Genomic DNA, 17243 nt, shown 5'->3' on the forward strand with positions numbered 1-17243 from the left:
CCATCTCCGGACCGGATTGTTTCGATTTAAGTCTTGGTTATTTTTCCCTTAAGACTGGGGCGAAACTGTGATGCGAACGGGGCAATCGGGGGGTAAGAACGGGGCCAACCGACGGCGGCAAACGCCTGCCCAACCACGCTTGTTAGCGCTAACTATCTGTGCTAGATGACCGGCAACCGCCCCCGCGATGAACAGCGAGAGACCGATATGAGCGTTCGAAAGCAACTACAGGAAGTCACCGACCGGATCATCGCCCGCAGCGAGCCGACCCGCCGGACCTATCTGGACCGCATGGCGGCGGCGGCAGCCGAAGGCCCCCGCCGGGCGCACCTGTCCTGCGGCAACCAGGCCCATGCCTATGCCGCCATGGGCGAGGACAAGGCCTCGCTGACCGATGAGCGCAGCGCCAATATCGGGATCGTCACCGCCTATAACGACATGCTGTCGGCGCATCAGCCGTTCGAACACTTTCCGGACGTGATCCGTCAGGCCGCGCGCGCAGCCGGCGGCACCGCGCAGGTCGCGGGCGGCGTGCCGGCCATGTGCGATGGCGTCACCCAGGGCCAGACCGGCATGGAACTCTCGCTGTTCTCGCGCGACGTGATCGCGCTGGCCGCCGCCGTGGGCCTGTCGCACAACACCTTCGACTCCGCGCTTTACCTTGGCGTCTGTGACAAGATCGTGCCGGGGCTGGTCATGGCGGCGGCCACCTTCGGCTATATCCCCGGCGTGTTCGTGCCCGCCGGGCCGATGACCAGCGGGTTGCCGAATGACGAAAAATCTCGCGTGCGTCAGCAATTCGCCACCGGCGAGGTCGGTCGTGACGCACTGATGAAGGCCGAGATGGAAAGCTATCACGGCCCCGGCACCTGCACCTTCTATGGCACCGCCAATACCAACCAGATGCTGATGGAGGTCATGGGCCTGCACCTGCCCGGTGCCAGCTTCGTCAATCCCGGAACGCCGATGCGCGAGGCCCTGACCCGCGCGGCCACCGAACGAGCGCTGCAGATCACCGCCCTTGGCAACGAGTTCCGCCCGGTCAGCGAAATCCTCGACGAAAAGGCCTTCGTCAACGGCATGGTCGGGCTGATGGCCACTGGGGGCTCGACCAACCTCGTTCTGCACCTGCCCGCCATGGCGCGGGCGGCCGGGGTCATCCTCGACCTGCAGGATTTCGCGGACATCTCCGCAATGACGCCGCTGATGGCCAAGGTCTATCCCAACGGGCTGGCCGACGTGAACCATTTCCACGCCGCAGGCGGGCTGCAATACATGATCGCGCAACTTCTGGATGCCGGGCTTCTGCACGAGGATGTCAAGACCGTGGCCGGCGACGGGCTGTCGCTCTATACCCGCGATCCCAAGCTCGACGGCGACAAGATCACCTATACCGACGGCCCGACCGAGACCCGCAACGACAAGATCCTGCGCCCCTGTTCGGACCCGTTCCAGCCCACCGGCGGGCTGGTCCAGCTCGAAGGCGATCTCGGCCGCGCGGTCATCAAGGTCTCGGCGGTGGCGCCCGAGCGCCACGTGATCGAGGCGCCGGTCCGCGTTTTCCACGACCAGGAACAGGTCAAGGCCGCCTTCAAGGCCGGCGAATTCACAGGCGACACGATTATCGTCGTCCGTTTCCAGGGGCCGCGCTCCAACGGGATGCCGGAACTTCATGCGCTCACCCCGGTCCTGTCCGTCCTGCAGGATCGTGGGCACAAGGTCGCGCTGGTCACCGACGGGCGCATGTCCGGGGCCTCGGGCAAGGTGCCCGCGGCGATCCACGTGGCCCCCGAGGCCGCGCGCGGCGGACCCATCGCGCTGCTGCGGGATGGCGACGTGCTGCGGCTCGACGCCACAAGCGGCCGGCTCGATTGCCTGACCAGCCTGGAGGGGCGCGAACCCGCCGAGGCCGACCTGGCCGGCAATGGCAACGGCGTGGGCCGCGAATTGTTCGAAACCTTCCGCCAAAGCTGCGGCCTGTCGACCGAGGGCGCCTCGGTCATCCTCTGACCCAATACACCGAAAGACACGCGCATGACCCCCGAACACGCCTCCGAACTCACCGCCAAGGTCTGCAACCTCGCCCCCGTCGTGCCGGTGCTGGTGATCGATGACGCGGCAAGCGCCGCCGACCTCGCCCGTGCCCTCATCAAGGGCGGCCTGCCCGCGCTGGAAGTCACCCTGCGCACCCCGGCCGCGCTGGACGCGATCCGCGAGATGGCCGCGGTCGAGGGCGGCGTGGTTGGCGCCGGCACGCTGCTGACCGCCGATGACGTGGAACGCGCGAAAGAGGCCGGGGCCACCTTCGGGGTCTCCCCCGGTGCCACCAACCGGCTGCTCGATGCCTGCGAGGCCAATGATCTGCCGCTCCTGCCCGGCGCCGCCACCGCGACCGAGGCCATGGCCCTTCTGGAACGCGGCTACCATGTGCAGAAATTCTTCCCCGCCGAGGCCAATGGCGGGGCCAAGGCACTCAAGGCGATCGGCGCCCCGATCCCGCAGGTGAAGTTCTGCCCCACGGGCGGTGTCAGCCTCGCCAATGCGCCCGACTACCTGTCCCTGTCCAACACGCTCTGCGTCGGCGGCAGCTGGGTCGCCCCGGCGCAATTGGTCAAGGCGGGCGACTGGGCCGGCATCACCGCCCTGGCCGCCGAGGCCGCCGCCCTGCCCCGCTAGGACCACCCGAAAGCGGGGCGGTCTTGCGCTCCTGGCCCACGGCGTCATGCAAAGGTCCGGCTGGCCCGCGAGCCGACCGTTGCACGCGCCCCGCTCCATCGTCTCATCTCGCCGGAAATACTCCGGGGGAGTCCGCCCACCGGGCGGACGGGGGCAGCGCCCCCACCGGGCGCGGGCCGCAGGCCCGCGCGCCCCGGCGACAGCGTCAGCTGGCGCAAGACCTCATCCCAGCCGCGCCTTGCGCCCGCCACGGCGGCGTGCCGGGCCGGCACTGTCCAGCCCGTCCCGCAGCACCTCTGTCATCGGGTGCCCCTCTTCCCCGTGCCGATCCAGCAGCACCGGGATCGCGGCGCCGGCCTCGACCTGCTGCAGGCTCAACGCCCAGTCGAGGAAGATCGTCCGGCATTCCTCGGTCGTGATGCCCTCGATCCGGTAGGCCTCGTAGATCAGGCCCTTGGGATCGTTTTCGTCAACTGGTCTCATCTTCCTCTCCCACAATCGCGGTGATCGTCGTGGCGGCCTGCTCCGAGACCTCCGCGATCCGTGCCGCCAATGTCTCCATGTCTTCCTCGCCGGTCTCACGCAGGAGCATCGCCCGCCCGCCCGCACCCAGCGCGTCGGGGTCCATGACCCCGCCGCTGAGAAGTTTTCCGCTGGCCTGCAGGCTCCAGAACAGGTCCGCCGCACCGCGCAGGCGCTCTGCCTGTTCGGGGGCGACAACTCCGGCTGCGGCCGCCTCCGACAGCTGGTGCGCCGTGGCATGGGCGGTGCTGCCCGACAGCAGCGCCAGCGCCTGCCCGGCCAGTTCCACATCCTGCAGACGCCCCGGCCCGATCTTCGCATCCCAGATGCCCTGGGGCGGTTTGGAAGCGGCGATGCGTGCGCGCATGGCCGCCACGTCACCGCGCACCGTATCCCCCCCGGCCTTGGCCGCCAGAACCCGCGCCCGGCTGGCCTCGACATCGGCCCCAAGATCTTCCGGGCCGGCCACCACGCGCGCACGGGTCAGGGCAAGGTGTTCCCAGGTCCAGGCCTCCTCCATCTGGTAGCTTTCGAAGCTGGAGAAGGCGGTCGCCACCGGCCCCTGCTTGCCCGAAGGCCGCAGCCGCATGTCCACCTCGTAGAGCCGCCCCTCGGCCATGGGCGCCGACAGGGCCGTCACCAGCGCCTGCGTCAGCCGCGCGTAATATGGCCGAACCGAAAGCGGTTTGGGCCCGTCGGAGCCTTCGGCTTCGGCGCCATCATAGATCACGATCAGGTCCAGATCGGATTGCGCGTGGATGCGCCCGGCCCCCAGCGATCCCATGCCGAGGACCACCGCGCCCCGCCCCGGCGGCGCCCCGTGCTTCTCGGCGAATTGTGCCACCACATGTGGGTAGAGCGCGGCGATCACCGCCTGGGCCAGGTCGGCATATTGCCGCCCCGCCTCGCCCGCGTCGATCAACCCGCGCAGGTGATGCACGCCGGTGCGGAAATGCCATTCCTTGGCCCAGCGCCGGGTCGTGTCCAGCCGCGCCTCGTAATCGGGGGCCTGGTCCAGCACCTTGCTCAAGGCGTCGGTGAGCGCCGCCACCCCCGGCCACTCCTCGAAGAAGCTGCCGCCGATCACCGCGTCCAGAACGCCGGAGTTGCGGCCGAGATACTGCGCCAGCGCCGGGGCCGTGGCGGCGATATCGACGATCAGCCGGGTCAGCTGCGGGTTCGCCTCGAAGAGCGAGAACAGTTGCACCCCGGCAGGCAACCCGCGCAGGAACCCGTCAAAGGCCAGCAGCGCCTCGTCGGGTTTCGCGGCCTCGGACAGGCGCGACAGCAGCATCGGCTTCAGCCGGTTGAAGATCTCCACCGCCCGGTCCGAGCGCAGCGCCGGATAGGTCAGCCAGCGGTCGGTGATCTCTTCGCCGAAATCGGGCGCGGCGGTGGTGGGTTCGGTGGGGGCGAAGAACCCCTCGGTCAACTCGTGGACCTCCTCCAGCCGATCCTTCAGCGTCGCCTTCAGGCTCTCCGCATCCGTGCCGCAGAAAGCCGCGAGCCGGTCGAACTCCTCGTCCGATTGCGGCAGGTCGTGGGTCTGGGCGTCGCGGATCATCTGCACCCGGTGCTCGATCTCGCGATGCGCGCGGTAATGAGCAAAGAGCGTTTCGGCATCAGCGTCGGGCACCCAGCCGGCTGTGGCCAGCGCGGCCAGCCCCTCGCCCGTGCCACGCACCCTCAGGCTTTCGTCGCGCCCGCCCGCGATCAACTGGCGGGTCTGGGTGAAGAACTCGATCTCGCGAATACCGCCCCGGCCCAGCTTCATGTTGTGCCCCGGCAGGGTGATCGGCCCGCCCAGCCCCTTATGGGCGCGGATGCGCAGCCGCATGTCATGGGCATCCTGGATGGCGGCGAAATCGAGGTGCTTGCGCCAGACGAAGGGACGCAGGGTTTCCAGGAACCGCGCCCCCGCCGCGATATCCCCGGCAGAGGGCCGCGCCTTGATATAGGCCGCCCGTTCCCAGGTGCGGCCGACGCTTTCGTAGTAGCGTTCGGCGGTTTCCATCGACAGGCAGACCGGCGTGACGCTGGCATCGGGGCGCAGGCGCAGGTCGGTGCGGAACACGTAGCCCTCGGCGGTGTTTTCACCGATCAGGGCGCACATGCGGCGGGTCACCTTGATGAACCCGGCGCGGGCCTCGTGGTAGTCGCCCGGGTCGAACCGGGTTTCATCGAACAGGCAGATCAGGTCGATATCGCTGGAATAATTCAGCTCAAAGGCCCCGCCCTTGCCCATGGCCAGCGCCACCATGCCGCCCGCGCTCTCGGCATCCTGCTCGCTCAGCCCCGGCAGCTTGCCGCGCCCGATCTCTGCGGCGACCAGCCGTTTCAGCGCGGTATCCACCGCCATGTCGGCCAACCGCGTCAGCGCACCGGTCACATCTTCCAGGGGCCAGACCCCGGCCAGGTCGGCCAGTCCGGCCAAAAGGGCCACGCGCCGCTTGGCCTGGCGCAGACCGTCCCCCAGTTTCGGCAGCTCCAGCGCGGCCTTGTCCGACAGTTCCGCCTCCAGCGCCGCCTCGGGATCGTCCAGCGCGCCGGGCAGCCAATCGCGCTCCTTCTGCATCAGGCCAAGCAGGTAGGGGCTGCAGCCCGCGGTGCCCTCGATCACGTCCAGCACCTCGGGGGCAAGATCCGGGAACAGCGCCCGGCCATCGGCGCCGCGCTCGGTATCATGAGGATGGGGCGACCGGGTGATGCGGGACGCGAACCTCATGGGACAGGGCGTCCTTCGGGGGTATCCTGGCTGAAGAGGTTGACCCAGCCCGCCCCCTCGCGCCGCCAGAGAGACGAGACGCGCATCTCTTCCCAGGCGGTTTGCCCGGCCCGCTGGAACCGCGCGTGATAGGACAAGAGCGCATGATCGTCGCCGATCCGCCGCACCCGTTCCTGCGACAGTTGATAGGCGGCGACGGTCGGGCCGGTGGTCAGCGTGGCGATCTGATCCTCGCGCCCGAAAAAGCCATCGGGATAGACGCCTTCGAAATCCTCGGACAGGGCCGCGCGATAGCTGCGCGTGTCACCGGACACCAATGCGTCCCAGACCATGCATTCCATGGTCAGCACATCCTGCAAAAGATCATCCATGCTCTTGCCCTTCATGCCGGGATCACTAGCCTTCGGCGCGAAGCTAGAGAGGGCGAAGACCATGAGCAAGAGCCTGAAACGCGTCAAAGGCGCCCTGTCAGCGGCCGGGATCGATGCCGAGCCGATGGAAATGGGGGCCGAGACCCGCACCGCCGAACAGGCGGCGGCCGCAGCCGGCTGCGCCATCGACCAGATCTGCAAGTCGATCATCTTCCAGGGCCATGACAGCGGCGACTGCATCCTGTTCCTGACTGCCGGCGGCAACCAGGTGGACGCGGCCAAGGCGGCAAAGGTCGCGGGCGAGGCACTGGACCGCGCCGATGCAAACGCGGTGCGGGCGCAGACCGGGTTCGCAATCGGGGCGTTGCGCCCGTCGGGCACCTCAACCCGATCCGCGCCTACTGGGATCCGCGCCTGTCCGATTTCCCCGAAATCTGGGCCGCAGCGGGCACGCCGCGCCATATCTTCCCGATCCCCCCGGAAAAACTGCAGCCGCTGGCAGAGGCGCAAGTCGCTGATTTCACGGCCTGATCCGGGACGACTCCGAAAAAATGTAAAAAACATTCACATCTTGTCTTGAAGGACAGGCAAGGCTTGCCCATCTGTGTTCATGTGAAAAGCATTCACATCGAAAACGCAAACCTTGGGAGCCGAAATGTCCACCTCGACCACGAATATCGATTACACCGCGCCTTATGCCCGCGAAGTGCGGCAAGGCAACTGGTTCACCCGCGCCGAAGCCTGGCTGGACGACAAGGGCAAGGGCGCATGGATCGCCGCCATGGTGCTGGGATTCATCTTCGTCTGGCCCGTCGGCCTTGCCATTCTCGCCTACATGATCTGGAGCAAACGCATGTTTTCTGGAAACTGCGCCGCCAAGCGCACCCGCCATTCCTATCGCGCCGCGACCAAGTCCAGCGGCAACACCGCCTTCGACGCCTACAAGCAGGACACGCTGCGCCGCCTTGAAGAGGAACAGCAGCAGTTCGAGGATTTCCTCCAGCGCCTGCGCGAAGCCAAGGACAAGGCCGAGTTCGACCAGTTCATGGAAGACCGCGCCAAGCGTCGCGACGACGATGGCGACGAAAGCGAAAACGCGGCCTGATCCGTTCTGATCGCCCGCGTCCCCGGCCGCCCGTCCTGTCCCTGCGGGCGGCCACCCCATTTTCGCAGACGGAGACCCCCAATGAACCCGCGCCGCCCCAACACCCCCGGTCACCCAAGCCCCGAGCGCCTGCCCGAGTTCTACGAAGGCGTGCCGCTCAAGCGGCTCTTTGCCTGGCTCATCGACTGGATGGTGGCCGCCGTGATCTCGGCGCTGCTTCTGCCGCTGACCCTGTTCATCGGCCTCTTCGTCTTTCCGCTGATGGTCGCGGTGGTCGGCTTCTTCTATCGCTGGTCCACGTTGGCGGGCGGCTCGGCCACCTGGGGCATGCGCCTGATGGCGATCGAGATGCGCGACGCCGAGGGGTTCCGGCTCGACGGTCGCACGGCCTTCTGGCACGTCGCATTGCATTACGGGTTGATGATCGTTTCTCCCGGCCTGCTGATCTCTGCCCTTACCACTCTGATGACCCGCAAGAAACAGGGCCTGCACGACCTTCTACTGGGCACGGTGGCGCTCAACCGCGCGCTCTGACGCGGATCGACCGTTGGGGGCTTGGCCCCCGCTGCAGCCCTTGCTAGGCTTTCCTCAAAGCTGCAACAGAAAGCCCCATGCGCCACTCGCTTCCCATCGCGCCGCAGTTCTACGTGACGGCCCCTCAACCTTGCCCCTATCTGCCGGGCCGGATGGAGCGGAAACTGTTCACCGCCCTTCAAGGCGAGAATGCAGAGAAGCTGAACGATACCCTGTCGAAACAGGGCTTCCGGCGGTCGCAGAACGTGCTCTATCGCCCGTCCTGCGCGGATTGCACGGCCTGCCTGTCGGCCCGGATCCGGGTGGCCGATTTCAAGATGTCGCGCAGCCAGCGCCGGGTCTGGAAGCGCAATTCCTATCTGCGGCGCACCGCCTCCTCGCCCTGGGCGACCGAGGAACAATACGAGCTGTTCCGCCGCTACCTGGACAGCCGCCACGCCGATGGCGGGATGGCCGATATGGACCTGTTCGAATTCGCCGCCATGGTCGAGGAAACCCCGATCCGCACCCGGCTGATCGAATATGCCGAGGGCGGCAGCGGGCGCGGCGGCGAGCTGCGCGCGGTCAGCCTGACGGATATGCTCGATGACGGGCTGAGCATGGTCTATTCCTTCTTCGACCCGGATCTGACACGGGAGTCCCTTGGCACCCACCTTATCCTCGACCATGTCCAGATCGCCCGAGAGCTGGGCCTGCCCTATGTCTACCTGGGCTATTGGGTGCCGGGGTCCGACAAGATGGGCTACAAGGCCAAGTTCGCCGCGCTGGAAGTCTATCGCCGGGGCAACTGGGAAGACCTGAAAGACCCCGCCTCCTACGAGGCGGAAACCCACCCGCTGGAGGTCGATCCGATCGCCGACCAGGTGGCGCGCATCACCCTGCCCGACGGTGGCCGCTAGAGGTCTTCTGCAAGGGCGCCGGACAGGCCGGAAATGCAAGGAGCGCCCGCAGGCGCCCCCCGGTCAGAAGACGAAATCGTCGGCGTCAAGGTCCTCGGCATCGGTGCCTTCGAGGCGGATCGTCACGTCCCCTGCGGCAATGATCGCTGCGCTCTCATCCTGGCTCAGGAACAGGTCATCGAAGGTCAGGCCGGTCTGGGACAGGTCGATCTTGTCGGCGCCATTTCCGAAATCCTCGATCACGTCCGACCCGTCGCCCGCGGCATAGGCAAAGATGTCGTCGCCATCCCCGCCACGCAGCACGTCGTCATCGACGCCGCCCATGATATAGTCGTTATCCTTGCCGCCATGGATGATGTCATCGTCATCGGCGCCGAACAGGCTGTCATCGCCGGCATGACCACGAATGATGTCCTTGCCATTATCCGTCACCAGGTCGCCCATGTCGTCGGCGACGTTCAGTGCATCGGGGAAGGACGGATCGAGCCCGCCATAGATGATATCGTCGCCCGCGCCGCCGATCAGCGTGTCGTTGCCCTCGCCGCCGATGATCGTGTCGTCGCCCTCGTTGCCGCGCACGAAATCGTCGTCGAAGCCCGCGTCGATGTAGTCGTCGCCCTGCCCTGCTCGGATCATATCATCGTCGTCACCGGTGATGACCGTGTCGTTGCCGCCCCCGGCATTCACAACGTCGCGGTCATCGGTGGGGTCGTCATCGGCCTCGAACAGGCCCGGATAGCCCCGGTCGGGACTGCCGGACAGGCCGAACACCGCGTCCACGTTGCCCGAGGTGTCGATGTAGTCATTGCCGCCACCACCCCAGGCGGTATCGGCGCCATCGCCGCCATAGACATGATCCCAGCCATTGCCCGCCCGCAGCAGGTCGTCGCCTTCGCCGCCAATCAACGTATCGCCCTGGGTGCCACCGAAGAGCGCGTCGTCGCCCTGCGCGCCGACCAGCGTGTCGTGCCCCTTTGAGCCCCAGAGCGTATCGTTGCCCGACGCCCCGTGCAGGAAATCGTTCTGGCTGCCGCCATACAAGAAGTCATTGCCCTTGTTGCCATGCAACCGGTCGGCCCCGGCCCCGCCATAGAGCGTGTCGTTCCCGTCTCCGCCATGCAGGCTGTCCTCGCCGAGATTGCCATAAAGCGTGTCGTTGTTATGCCCGCCATAGGCCTCGTCATTGCCCATGCCGCCGTTGATGAAATCATGGCCTTCACCGCCATGGATGTAGTCATGCCCGGTATAGCCGCGGATGATGTCGTCGCCCTTGTTTCCGAACAGGCTGTCATCGCCCTGGTGGCCATGGATGGTATCGCCGCCGCGCCCGCCATAGACAACATCGTCGCCCGACCCTGCCGCGATGAAGTCATGGGCATGACCGCCGGTGATATAATCGTCGCCGTCGCGCCCGAAGAGCCCGTCGCGGAACGGCGTGCCGTCCAGACCCTCATAGGCCAGGGCACCCAGAAGGACGGAATCCGCCACGGTGAGGTTGACGCGGGTCTGGTCCTCGCCCGGCACCCCGAACTCGACCCCGATCCCGTCATTGAAATAGGCCAGCGAGATCGCCGTGTCGTCGAGGTCGTCGACCAGCACGCCCAGCGCCACCGTCTCGACACCGCCCGATTGCGGCACCACGTCGCCATCCTCGTCGGCGGCCGCGAAAACCCACTCGTAGACGTCCGGATCGCCGGGCGTCGCCACCAGCCAGAGCGCAACCTCGCTGCCGTCATTGGCGGTTGCCATCATACCCCCGCCCCAGCTGTCCAAGGCGGCCTGGGCATTGAAGAGATCAATCAGTTTGGTCATTCGGAATCCCCTATCTGGCCATCCGAAGGGATGGCCGTGCAAAACTATGGATGTCCGAAAAAGGCCGGTGACCCCGGCAGAACATCCCCCACAGGACAAAACGATACAGGCGAAACCGCCCCCCGGAACCTGTACTTAAGGACAGCGAGGGATTGTTTCCCATTTGGAAACATAGAGTTCCCGGCCTTCACGAACCTGCCCCGCGCCCGACATATCCAGAAAGAAAATTCCAAAAAGCCACCCCGGTGCGACATTTTCTCCGAATTCGCGGTTGACCCTCGGGCGCGTGCATGCAAACTGGCGCGCACGCAGAAGGAAGCCAACGAGAATGACCGACATCCTGGTACTTGTAGGGACAAAGCGCATGGGCCGGTAACGGTATTGCCATAACGGACACCCATGCGCCCTCGGACACCGCCGGGGGCTTTTTTATGCGCAGCGCAAACAACGTCACGAGATGAGGAAAAGACGATGTCAGCACAGATGACCGGAGCGAAAATGGTGGTTCAGGCCTTGATCGATCAGGGTGTGGACACGGTATTCGGCTACCCCGGCGGCGCCGTCCTACCCATCTATGACGAAATCTTTCAGCAGAACTCGATCAAGCACGTGCTGGTGCGCCATGAACAGGGTGCGATCCATGCGGCCGAGGGCTATGCCCGCTCGACCGGCAAGGTCGGCGTGGCGCTGGTGACCTCCGGCCCAGGCGCGACCAATGCCGTGACCGGCCTGACCGACGCGCTGATGGATTCGATCCCCCTGGTGGTCTTCTCGGGGCAGGTTCCGACCTTCATGATCGGCTCGGACGCCTTCCAGGAGGCCGACACCGTGGGCATCACCCGCCCCTGCACCAAGCACAATTGGCTGGTCAAGGATACCGCGGCCCTGTCGGGCACCATTCACGAGGCCTTTCACGTCGCGGCCTCCGGCCGTCCCGGTCCGGTTCTGATCGACGTGCCCAAGGACGTGCAGTTCGCCAGCGCCAAGTATACCGGCCCCAAGGCGATGACCTCGCATTACCAGCCCCAGGTCAAGGGCGATATCGAGGGCATCACCGACCTGGTCGCGGCCATCGAGAAGGCGAAGAAGCCGATCTTCTACACCGGCGGCGGTGTCATCAATTCCGGGCCGGCGGCCAGCCAGCTCTTGCGGGAACTGGTCGAGGCCACGGGCTTTCCGATCACCTCGACGCTGATGGGCCTGGGCGCCTACCCCGCCTCGGGCGACAAGTGGCTGGGAATGCTGGGTATGCACGGCCTTTATGAAGCCAACATGGCGATGCATGATTGCGACCTGATGATCAATATCGGCGCCCGGTTCGACGACCGGATCACCGGCCGGATCGACGCGTTCAGCCCCAAGTCGAAGAAGGTGCACATCGACATTGACCCGTCCTCGATCAACAAGGTCATCCAGACCGATATCGCCATCATCGGCGATGTGGGTCACGTGCTGGAGGACGTGCTCAAGGTCTGGAAATCGCGCGGTCGCAAGACCGAACGCGAGGCGCTGGCCGGCTGGTGGGACCAGATCGGCGAGTGGCGCAAGGTCAACTGCCTGGCCTACGCCCAGGAGGGCAACACGATCCGCCCGCAATACGCGCTGGAACGGCTGGAAGCGCTGACCAAGGACCGCAAGGACAGGTTCATCTGCACCGAGGTCGGCCAGCACCAGATGTGGGCGGCCCAGTTCATGGGCTTCGACGATCCCAACCACTGGATGACAAGTGGTGGATTGGGCACCATGGGTTACGGTTTCCCCGCCTCGATCGGCGTGCAGCTGGCCCACCCTGACGCACTGGTCATCAACGTCGCCGGCGAAGCAAGCTGGCTGATGAACATGCAGGAAATGGGCACCGCGGTGCAGTATCGCCTGCCGGTCAAGCAGTTCATCCTGAACAATGAACGGCTGGGCATGGTCCGCCAGTGGCAGGAATTGCTGCATGGCGAGCGCTATTCGTCCAGCTGGTCCGAGGCCCTGCCCGATTTCGTGAAACTGGCCGAAGCCTTCGGCGCCAAGGGCATCCAGTGCCACGACCCCGCGGACCTCGATGACGCGATCATGGAAATGCTGAACCATGACGGGCCGGTGATCTTCGATTGCTTGGTCGAGAAGCACGAGAATTGCTTCCCGATGATCCCGTCGGGCAAAGCCCATAACGAGATGCTGCTGGGCGAGGCCGAGACCCAGGGCGTGATCGACAGCAAGGGATCGGTGCTGGTTTGATCGTTAGTCGAAATACCTCCAAGACACTAATCACCCTACTCGTTTGTCTTGGGCAGCCAGCTTGGTCTGACGAACGAACTGAACCGTTGGTACAGTTCGTTGAAAGGATGCCATTGGGCGTATTGGGAATACCAGACCAATGGTTAGAAATGGAGTCGGTCTTGGGCTGGGAAAAGATGATGCTGATCGTCGGATATGCGGATAATCGCACTGTCTGTCTTTCACTTTCGGAGATCGCCAGGAAAGAGAGTCCCATGCGCAACTTTCGCTGCGTCGACGCAAACTGAGGAACAAACATGTCCGCGCTAAAAATCAAGAAAGGCTCCACGAGCCACTCCGCCTACAACCTGCGGCCCACCTTCTCGGACCACGAGGAACGGCACACGCTGGCCGTTCTGGTGGAAAACGAGCCCGGGGTGCTGGCCCGCGTGATCGGCCTCTTCTCGGGCCGGGGTTACAACATCGAGAGCCTCACCGTGGCCGAGGTGGACCATACCGGGCACCTATCCCGCATCACCATCGTCACCACCGGCACGCCGCAGGTCATCAACCAGATCACCGCCCAGCTGGGCCGGATCGTGTCGGTGCACGAGGTGCATGACCTGACCGTGGCAGGCCGCAGCGTCGAACGCGAACTGGCGCTCTTCAAGGTCACCGGCAAGGGCGAAGACCGGGTCGAGGCACTGCGCCTTGCGGACGTGTTCCGCGCCAGCGTGGTGGACAGCACGCTTGAAAGCTTCGTCTTCGAGATCACCGGCACACCGGAGAAGATCGACGCCTTCGCCGACCTGATGCGCCCCATCGGCCTGGTGGAAATGGCCCGCACCGGCGTCGCCGCCCTGTCGCGCGGAGCCGCCTAGGCCGAACCCCGCCCCGGGGCATGTCCCGGGACGGGGCGGATCAGGGGCGCGGGTGCAGACCGGCTTGGGGGGACCGGTCGGGGGTTCTGCATGTCCTGCGCCCCGATGCGGGGCTGATCAGCCTTCGCTGTCGTCCATCGGCATGATGCCCGCCTCTTGCCCAGCGGTCAGTTCTGCCATGTCGAGCAGACCGTCGCCAGTGGTGTCCATCTCCGAAAAGGTCTCGGCATCCAGTTCGGGATAGGCTGCGCTGAGTTCGGGGAAGCTGTAGAAGCCGTCGCCGTTCACATCGATCACCGGGTCGGCCTCCTGGGCGAAGGCGGCACCGGCCACCAGGACAATGGCGGCGATCGCAAGGATGGGAGTCTTGGTCATGGGGATCTCCTGTTGAGGCTTGGGCCGGATCCTGTCCGGCCCGGTCAGATCAGCATGACCGCCCCGCCCTCGCGACAGCGGCGCCGCACGGGGCATGTTTTGCGCACGCCGCCGCCCCGGGCCGGGGTCACGATCGGCGGCGCTTGGCCCGTCTGCGGGCGGCGCCCGACCATGGGCGGAAAACCGGCATCTTCGGCCACCGCAACCGGCAATCCACCGCCCGTGCGACCCTCCGACTCGCCGTCAGGCATGTCGCGGTGAGAAAACCGCATGTCGCTGCGATAGCGGCCCGGACGCCCGGCGCGGGCTATTCTTGGTCACCACGCGACAACAGGAGATTCGCCCGATGGCCAAGGATATCGAGCTCGATGCGCTGGATGCGGTGCGCCGCCCGGTCGAAACCGCGAACGGCCTGCCGAACGCGCATTACACCGATCCCGCGATGTTCCGCACCGAGGCACAGGCGCTGCTGATGTCCACCTGGGCGGGGCTGGCCGTGACCGCGGACGTGCCCGAACCGGGGGACGCCGTGCCGATGGATTTTCTGGGCATGCCGCTGCTGCTGATCCGCGACAAGGACGGTGACGTTCGGGTCTTCCAGAACATCTGCCGCCATCGCGGCATGGTGCTGGTGACCGAGCCGCGTAAGATCGAGGGCGCGATCCGCTGCCCCTACCATTCCTGGTGCTACTCGACCAAGGGCAAGCTGGTCTCGACCCCGCATGTGGGCGGGCCGGGCCACAACACGCACGAGGCGATCAAGAAGGACGACCTGGGCCTGGTCGAAGTGCCCAGTCATGTCTGGCGCGAGGTGGTCTTCATCAATGTCGACGGCACCGCGCCGCCCTTCGAAGAGGTTCATGCGGACCTGCTCGAGCGGTGGAAAGAGCACGACGTGCCGCTCTACCATGGCGGGGCGGACAGCACCTTCATGCTGGACGTGGGCACCAACTGGAAACTGGCGGTCGAAAACTACTGCGAAAGCTACCACCTGCCCTGGGTCCATCCGGGCCTGAACAGCTATTCGCGGCTGGAAGACCATTACAACATCGAGGTGCCGGGGCAGTATTCCGGCCAGGGCACGCTGGTCTACCGGCAGCTGCGCGGCGTCAACGAAGAGGTCTTCCCGGATTTCCCGGGCTTGTCGGAAAAGTGGGACGAAGGCGGGGAATACGTGGCACTCTATCCCAATGTCCTGTTGGGGGTGCAGCGCGACCATGCCTTCGCCATCATCCTCGAACCCATGGCCCATGACCGCACCCGGGAGCATATCCACCTGTTCTATGCCACGCCCCAGACCGACGAAGGCATGCGGGCCAAGAACGCGACCCTTTGGAAAACCGTTTTCGAAGAGGATATCGGCGTCTGCGAGGGCATGCAGAAGGGCCGCAGCGCGCCGGGCTTCGACGGCGGCCGGTTCAGCCCCGTGATGGACAGCCCGACCCATTGCTTCCACGACTGGGTCGCGGGAAGGCTTCAGGCCCATGGCTGACCTGGCCCGCCGCCTGCTGGACGCCCATGCCCGCGATGATCGGGTCGCGCTGGTCGCCCTCTACGAAGAGGCCGCGACCACCTCCAACGACATGGACGCGGCCTGCTTCTACCTGACCCATGCCTGGGTCTTCGCGCTGGATGTCGGGCATTCCGCCGCCGATGCGCTCTATGAACGGCTGCGCGGTCTGGGCCGGGCCTGATCGGGCCTTGCGCCCCGGCCGCGCCGGGGTGACAAGGGGACATGAGCAAGACCCAAGCCCCCCGCAAGATCATCATCGACACCGATCCCGGCCAGGACGATGCCGTGGCCATCCTTCTGGCGCTGGCCGCGCCCGAGCTGGACCTGCTGGGTATCACCGCCGTGGCCGGCAACGTGCCGCTGGAGCTGACCCAGACCAATGCCCGCAAGATCTGCGAACTGGCGGGCCGGACGGACGTGCCGGTATTCGCCGGTTGTGACCGGCCATTGGCCCATAGCCTTGTCACCGCCGAGCATGTCCACGGCAAGACCGGCCTCGACGGCCCCGAGCTGCCCGAACCGACCATGCCGCTACAAGACCAACACGCGGTCGATTTCCTGATCGAGACCCTGCGCCGCGAGCCGCCGAAATCGGTCACGCTTTGTCCCATCGGGCCGCTGACCAATATCGCCACCGCCTTCCAGCGGGCCCCCGATATCGTGGACCGGGTTCAGGAGATCGTGCTGATGGGCGGCGCCTATTTCGAGGTGGGCAACATCACCCCGGCGGCGGAGTTCAATATCTACGTGGACCCGGAGGCCGCCGAGATCGTGTTCCGGTCCGGCGTGCCGCTGGTGGTCATGCCGCTGGACGTGACGCACAAGGCGCTGACCACGCCCGCCCATATCAAGGGTTTCCGCGAGATGGGCACGGCGGTGGGCGATGCGGTCGCCGCGTGGACGGATTTCTTCGAACGCTTCGACAAGGAAAAATACGGCAGCCAGGGCGCGCCGCTGCATGACCCCTGCACCATCGCCTACCTGCTGGAACCTGACCTGTTCTCGGGCCGTCATATCAATGTCGAGATCGAAACCGCCAGCGCCCTGACCCGCGGCATGACCGTCGCCGATTGGTGGCGCGTGACCGACCGGGCGCCCAACGCGCTGTTCATCGGCGACGTGGAGGCCGACCGGTTCTTTGCCCTGCTGACGAACCGGATCGCACGCCTATGACCCAGCTGCACCTATGCGGGCCCGAAGACGCGGCCAAGCTGCTGCCCCTCATCGCAGCCTTTCACGCGGAATTCGGACTGGACCTCGATGACGCGCACCGCGAACGCGCGGTGCTTCCCCTGCTGGAGGGGTCGCCCCTTGGGGCGATCTGGCTGCTCGGGCCGCGCCGGGCGCCGGTGGGCTATGTCGTGGTCAGTTTCGGCTGGGCGATCGAGATGGGCGGCCTCGACGCCTTCGTCGACGAGCTGTTCGTGCGCCCAGCGGTGCGCGGCCGCGGCCTTGCAACCGAAGCGCTGAACGACCTCGCCGGTGCCTTGCGCGAGGCGGGCGTGACCATGCTGCACATGGAGGTCGACCGCGAGGATGCGGCGGTTCAGCGATTCTACGGGCGGGCGGGTTTTGCCCTGCGCGACCGTTACACGCTGATGTCCCGCAAACTGTGACCCTTCGCT

17 protein-coding genes and 1 pseudogene are annotated in these 17243 nt (G+C 65.9%); 12 read left to right on the forward strand and 6 right to left on the reverse strand.

What is annotated here, in order from left to right; translation table 11 throughout:
- Positions 1-207 precede the first annotated feature (207 nt).
- Both edd and eda read left to right on the forward strand, forming a co-directional pair.
- Positions 208-2010: a phosphogluconate dehydratase gene (gene edd, locus DFK10_RS03000; protein WP_109386418.1), complete on the forward strand. Its 1803-nt coding sequence runs from the start codon at positions 208-210 to the stop codon at positions 2008-2010.
- A gap of 24 nt (positions 2011-2034) precedes the next feature.
- On the forward strand, positions 2035-2676 hold the full coding sequence (eda, locus tag DFK10_RS03005) for a bifunctional 4-hydroxy-2-oxoglutarate aldolase/2-dehydro-3-deoxy-phosphogluconate aldolase (RefSeq protein WP_109386420.1): 642 nt from the start codon (positions 2035-2037) through the stop codon (positions 2674-2676).
- A 222-nt stretch (positions 2677-2898) separates the two neighbouring features.
- On the opposite strand, the gene DFK10_RS03010 is transcribed toward eda, so the two are convergent.
- The 3 genes from DFK10_RS03010 to DFK10_RS03020 are packed head-to-tail and all read right to left on the reverse strand — an operon-like array spanning position 2899 to position 6294.
- The gene (locus tag DFK10_RS03010) at positions 2899-3159 is read right to left on the reverse strand and encodes a hypothetical protein (protein WP_109386422.1); all 261 of its coding nucleotides are present in this window, start codon (positions 3157-3159) and stop codon (positions 2899-2901) included.
- Entirely contained in the window at positions 3146-5923 is a 2778-nt protein-coding gene (locus tag DFK10_RS03015; protein ID WP_109386424.1) for a [protein-PII] uridylyltransferase family protein, read from the reverse strand. The genes DFK10_RS03010 and DFK10_RS03015 overlap by 14 nt, the downstream gene beginning before the upstream one ends.
- The gene (locus tag DFK10_RS03020; RefSeq protein ID WP_235866750.1) at positions 5920-6294 is read right to left on the reverse strand and encodes a nuclear transport factor 2 family protein; all 375 of its coding nucleotides are present in this window, start codon (positions 6292-6294) and stop codon (positions 5920-5922) included. Before DFK10_RS03020 ends, DFK10_RS03015 begins: the two co-directional genes overlap by 4 nt.
- A gap of 61 nt (positions 6295-6355) precedes the next feature.
- Between DFK10_RS03020 and DFK10_RS03025 the strand changes: the two are divergent.
- From DFK10_RS03025 to DFK10_RS03040, 4 genes and pseudogenes are all read left to right on the forward strand, one after another.
- Positions 6356-6825 (forward strand): annotated as a pseudogene (locus DFK10_RS03025) (YbaK/EbsC family protein).
- Between the two features lie 124 nt (positions 6826-6949).
- On the forward strand, positions 6950-7399 hold the full coding sequence (locus DFK10_RS03030) for a DUF2852 domain-containing protein (protein WP_109386428.1): 450 nt from the start codon (positions 6950-6952) through the stop codon (positions 7397-7399).
- Between the two features lie 81 nt (positions 7400-7480).
- Positions 7481-7933, forward strand: a complete 453-nt coding sequence (locus tag DFK10_RS03035; RefSeq protein WP_109386430.1) for an RDD family protein — start codon at positions 7481-7483, stop codon at positions 7931-7933.
- 77 nt (positions 7934-8010) lie between these two features.
- Positions 8011-8832, forward strand: a complete 822-nt coding sequence (locus DFK10_RS03040) for an arginyltransferase (RefSeq protein ID WP_109386432.1) — start codon at positions 8011-8013, stop codon at positions 8830-8832.
- A gap of 63 nt (positions 8833-8895) precedes the next feature.
- Here DFK10_RS03040 and DFK10_RS03045 read toward each other — a convergent pair whose 3' ends face one another.
- The gene (locus DFK10_RS03045) at positions 8896-10644 is read right to left on the reverse strand and encodes a calcium-binding protein (protein WP_109386434.1); all 1749 of its coding nucleotides are present in this window, start codon (positions 10642-10644) and stop codon (positions 8896-8898) included.
- Positions 10645-11115: 471 nt separating this feature from the next.
- On the opposite strand from DFK10_RS03045, the gene DFK10_RS03050 reads away from it, so the two are divergent.
- The gene (locus DFK10_RS03050) at positions 11116-12870 is read left to right on the forward strand and encodes an acetolactate synthase 3 large subunit (RefSeq protein ID WP_109386436.1); all 1755 of its coding nucleotides are present in this window, start codon (positions 11116-11118) and stop codon (positions 12868-12870) included.
- Positions 12871-13166: 296 nt separating this feature from the next.
- Positions 13167-13730 (forward strand): acetolactate synthase small subunit, encoded by a 564-nt coding sequence (gene ilvN / locus DFK10_RS03055; RefSeq protein WP_109386438.1) that lies wholly within the window; start codon positions 13167-13169, stop codon positions 13728-13730.
- Between the two features lie 117 nt (positions 13731-13847).
- Here ilvN and DFK10_RS03060 read toward each other — a convergent pair whose 3' ends face one another.
- The gene (locus DFK10_RS03060) at positions 13848-14105 is read right to left on the reverse strand and encodes an EF-hand domain-containing protein (RefSeq protein ID WP_109386440.1); all 258 of its coding nucleotides are present in this window, start codon (positions 14103-14105) and stop codon (positions 13848-13850) included.
- A 44-nt stretch (positions 14106-14149) separates the two neighbouring features.
- Entirely contained in the window at positions 14150-14356 is a 207-nt protein-coding gene (locus tag DFK10_RS03065; protein WP_109386442.1) for a hypothetical protein, read from the reverse strand.
- A gap of 95 nt (positions 14357-14451) precedes the next feature.
- Here DFK10_RS03065 and DFK10_RS03070 point away from each other — a divergent pair, with 95 nt between their 5' ends.
- From DFK10_RS03070 to DFK10_RS03085, 4 genes are read left to right on the forward strand one after another with little or no spacing between them, the layout of a single operon-like run.
- A complete protein-coding gene (locus DFK10_RS03070) occupies positions 14452-15597 on the forward strand; it encodes an aromatic ring-hydroxylating oxygenase subunit alpha (protein ID WP_109386444.1) in 1146 nt (381 codons plus the stop codon).
- Entirely contained in the window at positions 15590-15799 is a 210-nt protein-coding gene (locus DFK10_RS03075) for a hypothetical protein (RefSeq protein WP_109386446.1), read from the forward strand. Before DFK10_RS03070 ends, DFK10_RS03075 begins: the two co-directional genes overlap by 8 nt.
- A gap of 41 nt (positions 15800-15840) precedes the next feature.
- Entirely contained in the window at positions 15841-16791 is a 951-nt protein-coding gene (locus DFK10_RS03080) for a nucleoside hydrolase (protein WP_109386448.1), read from the forward strand.
- On the forward strand, positions 16788-17234 hold the full coding sequence (locus DFK10_RS03085) for a GNAT family N-acetyltransferase (protein WP_109386450.1): 447 nt from the start codon (positions 16788-16790) through the stop codon (positions 17232-17234). Before DFK10_RS03080 ends, DFK10_RS03085 begins: the two co-directional genes overlap by 4 nt.
- Positions 17235-17243 lie beyond the last annotated feature (9 nt).

This window comes from Salibaculum griseiflavum (genome assembly GCF_003129565.1).
Classification (GTDB): domain Bacteria; phylum Pseudomonadota; class Alphaproteobacteria; order Rhodobacterales; family Rhodobacteraceae; genus Salibaculum; species Salibaculum griseiflavum.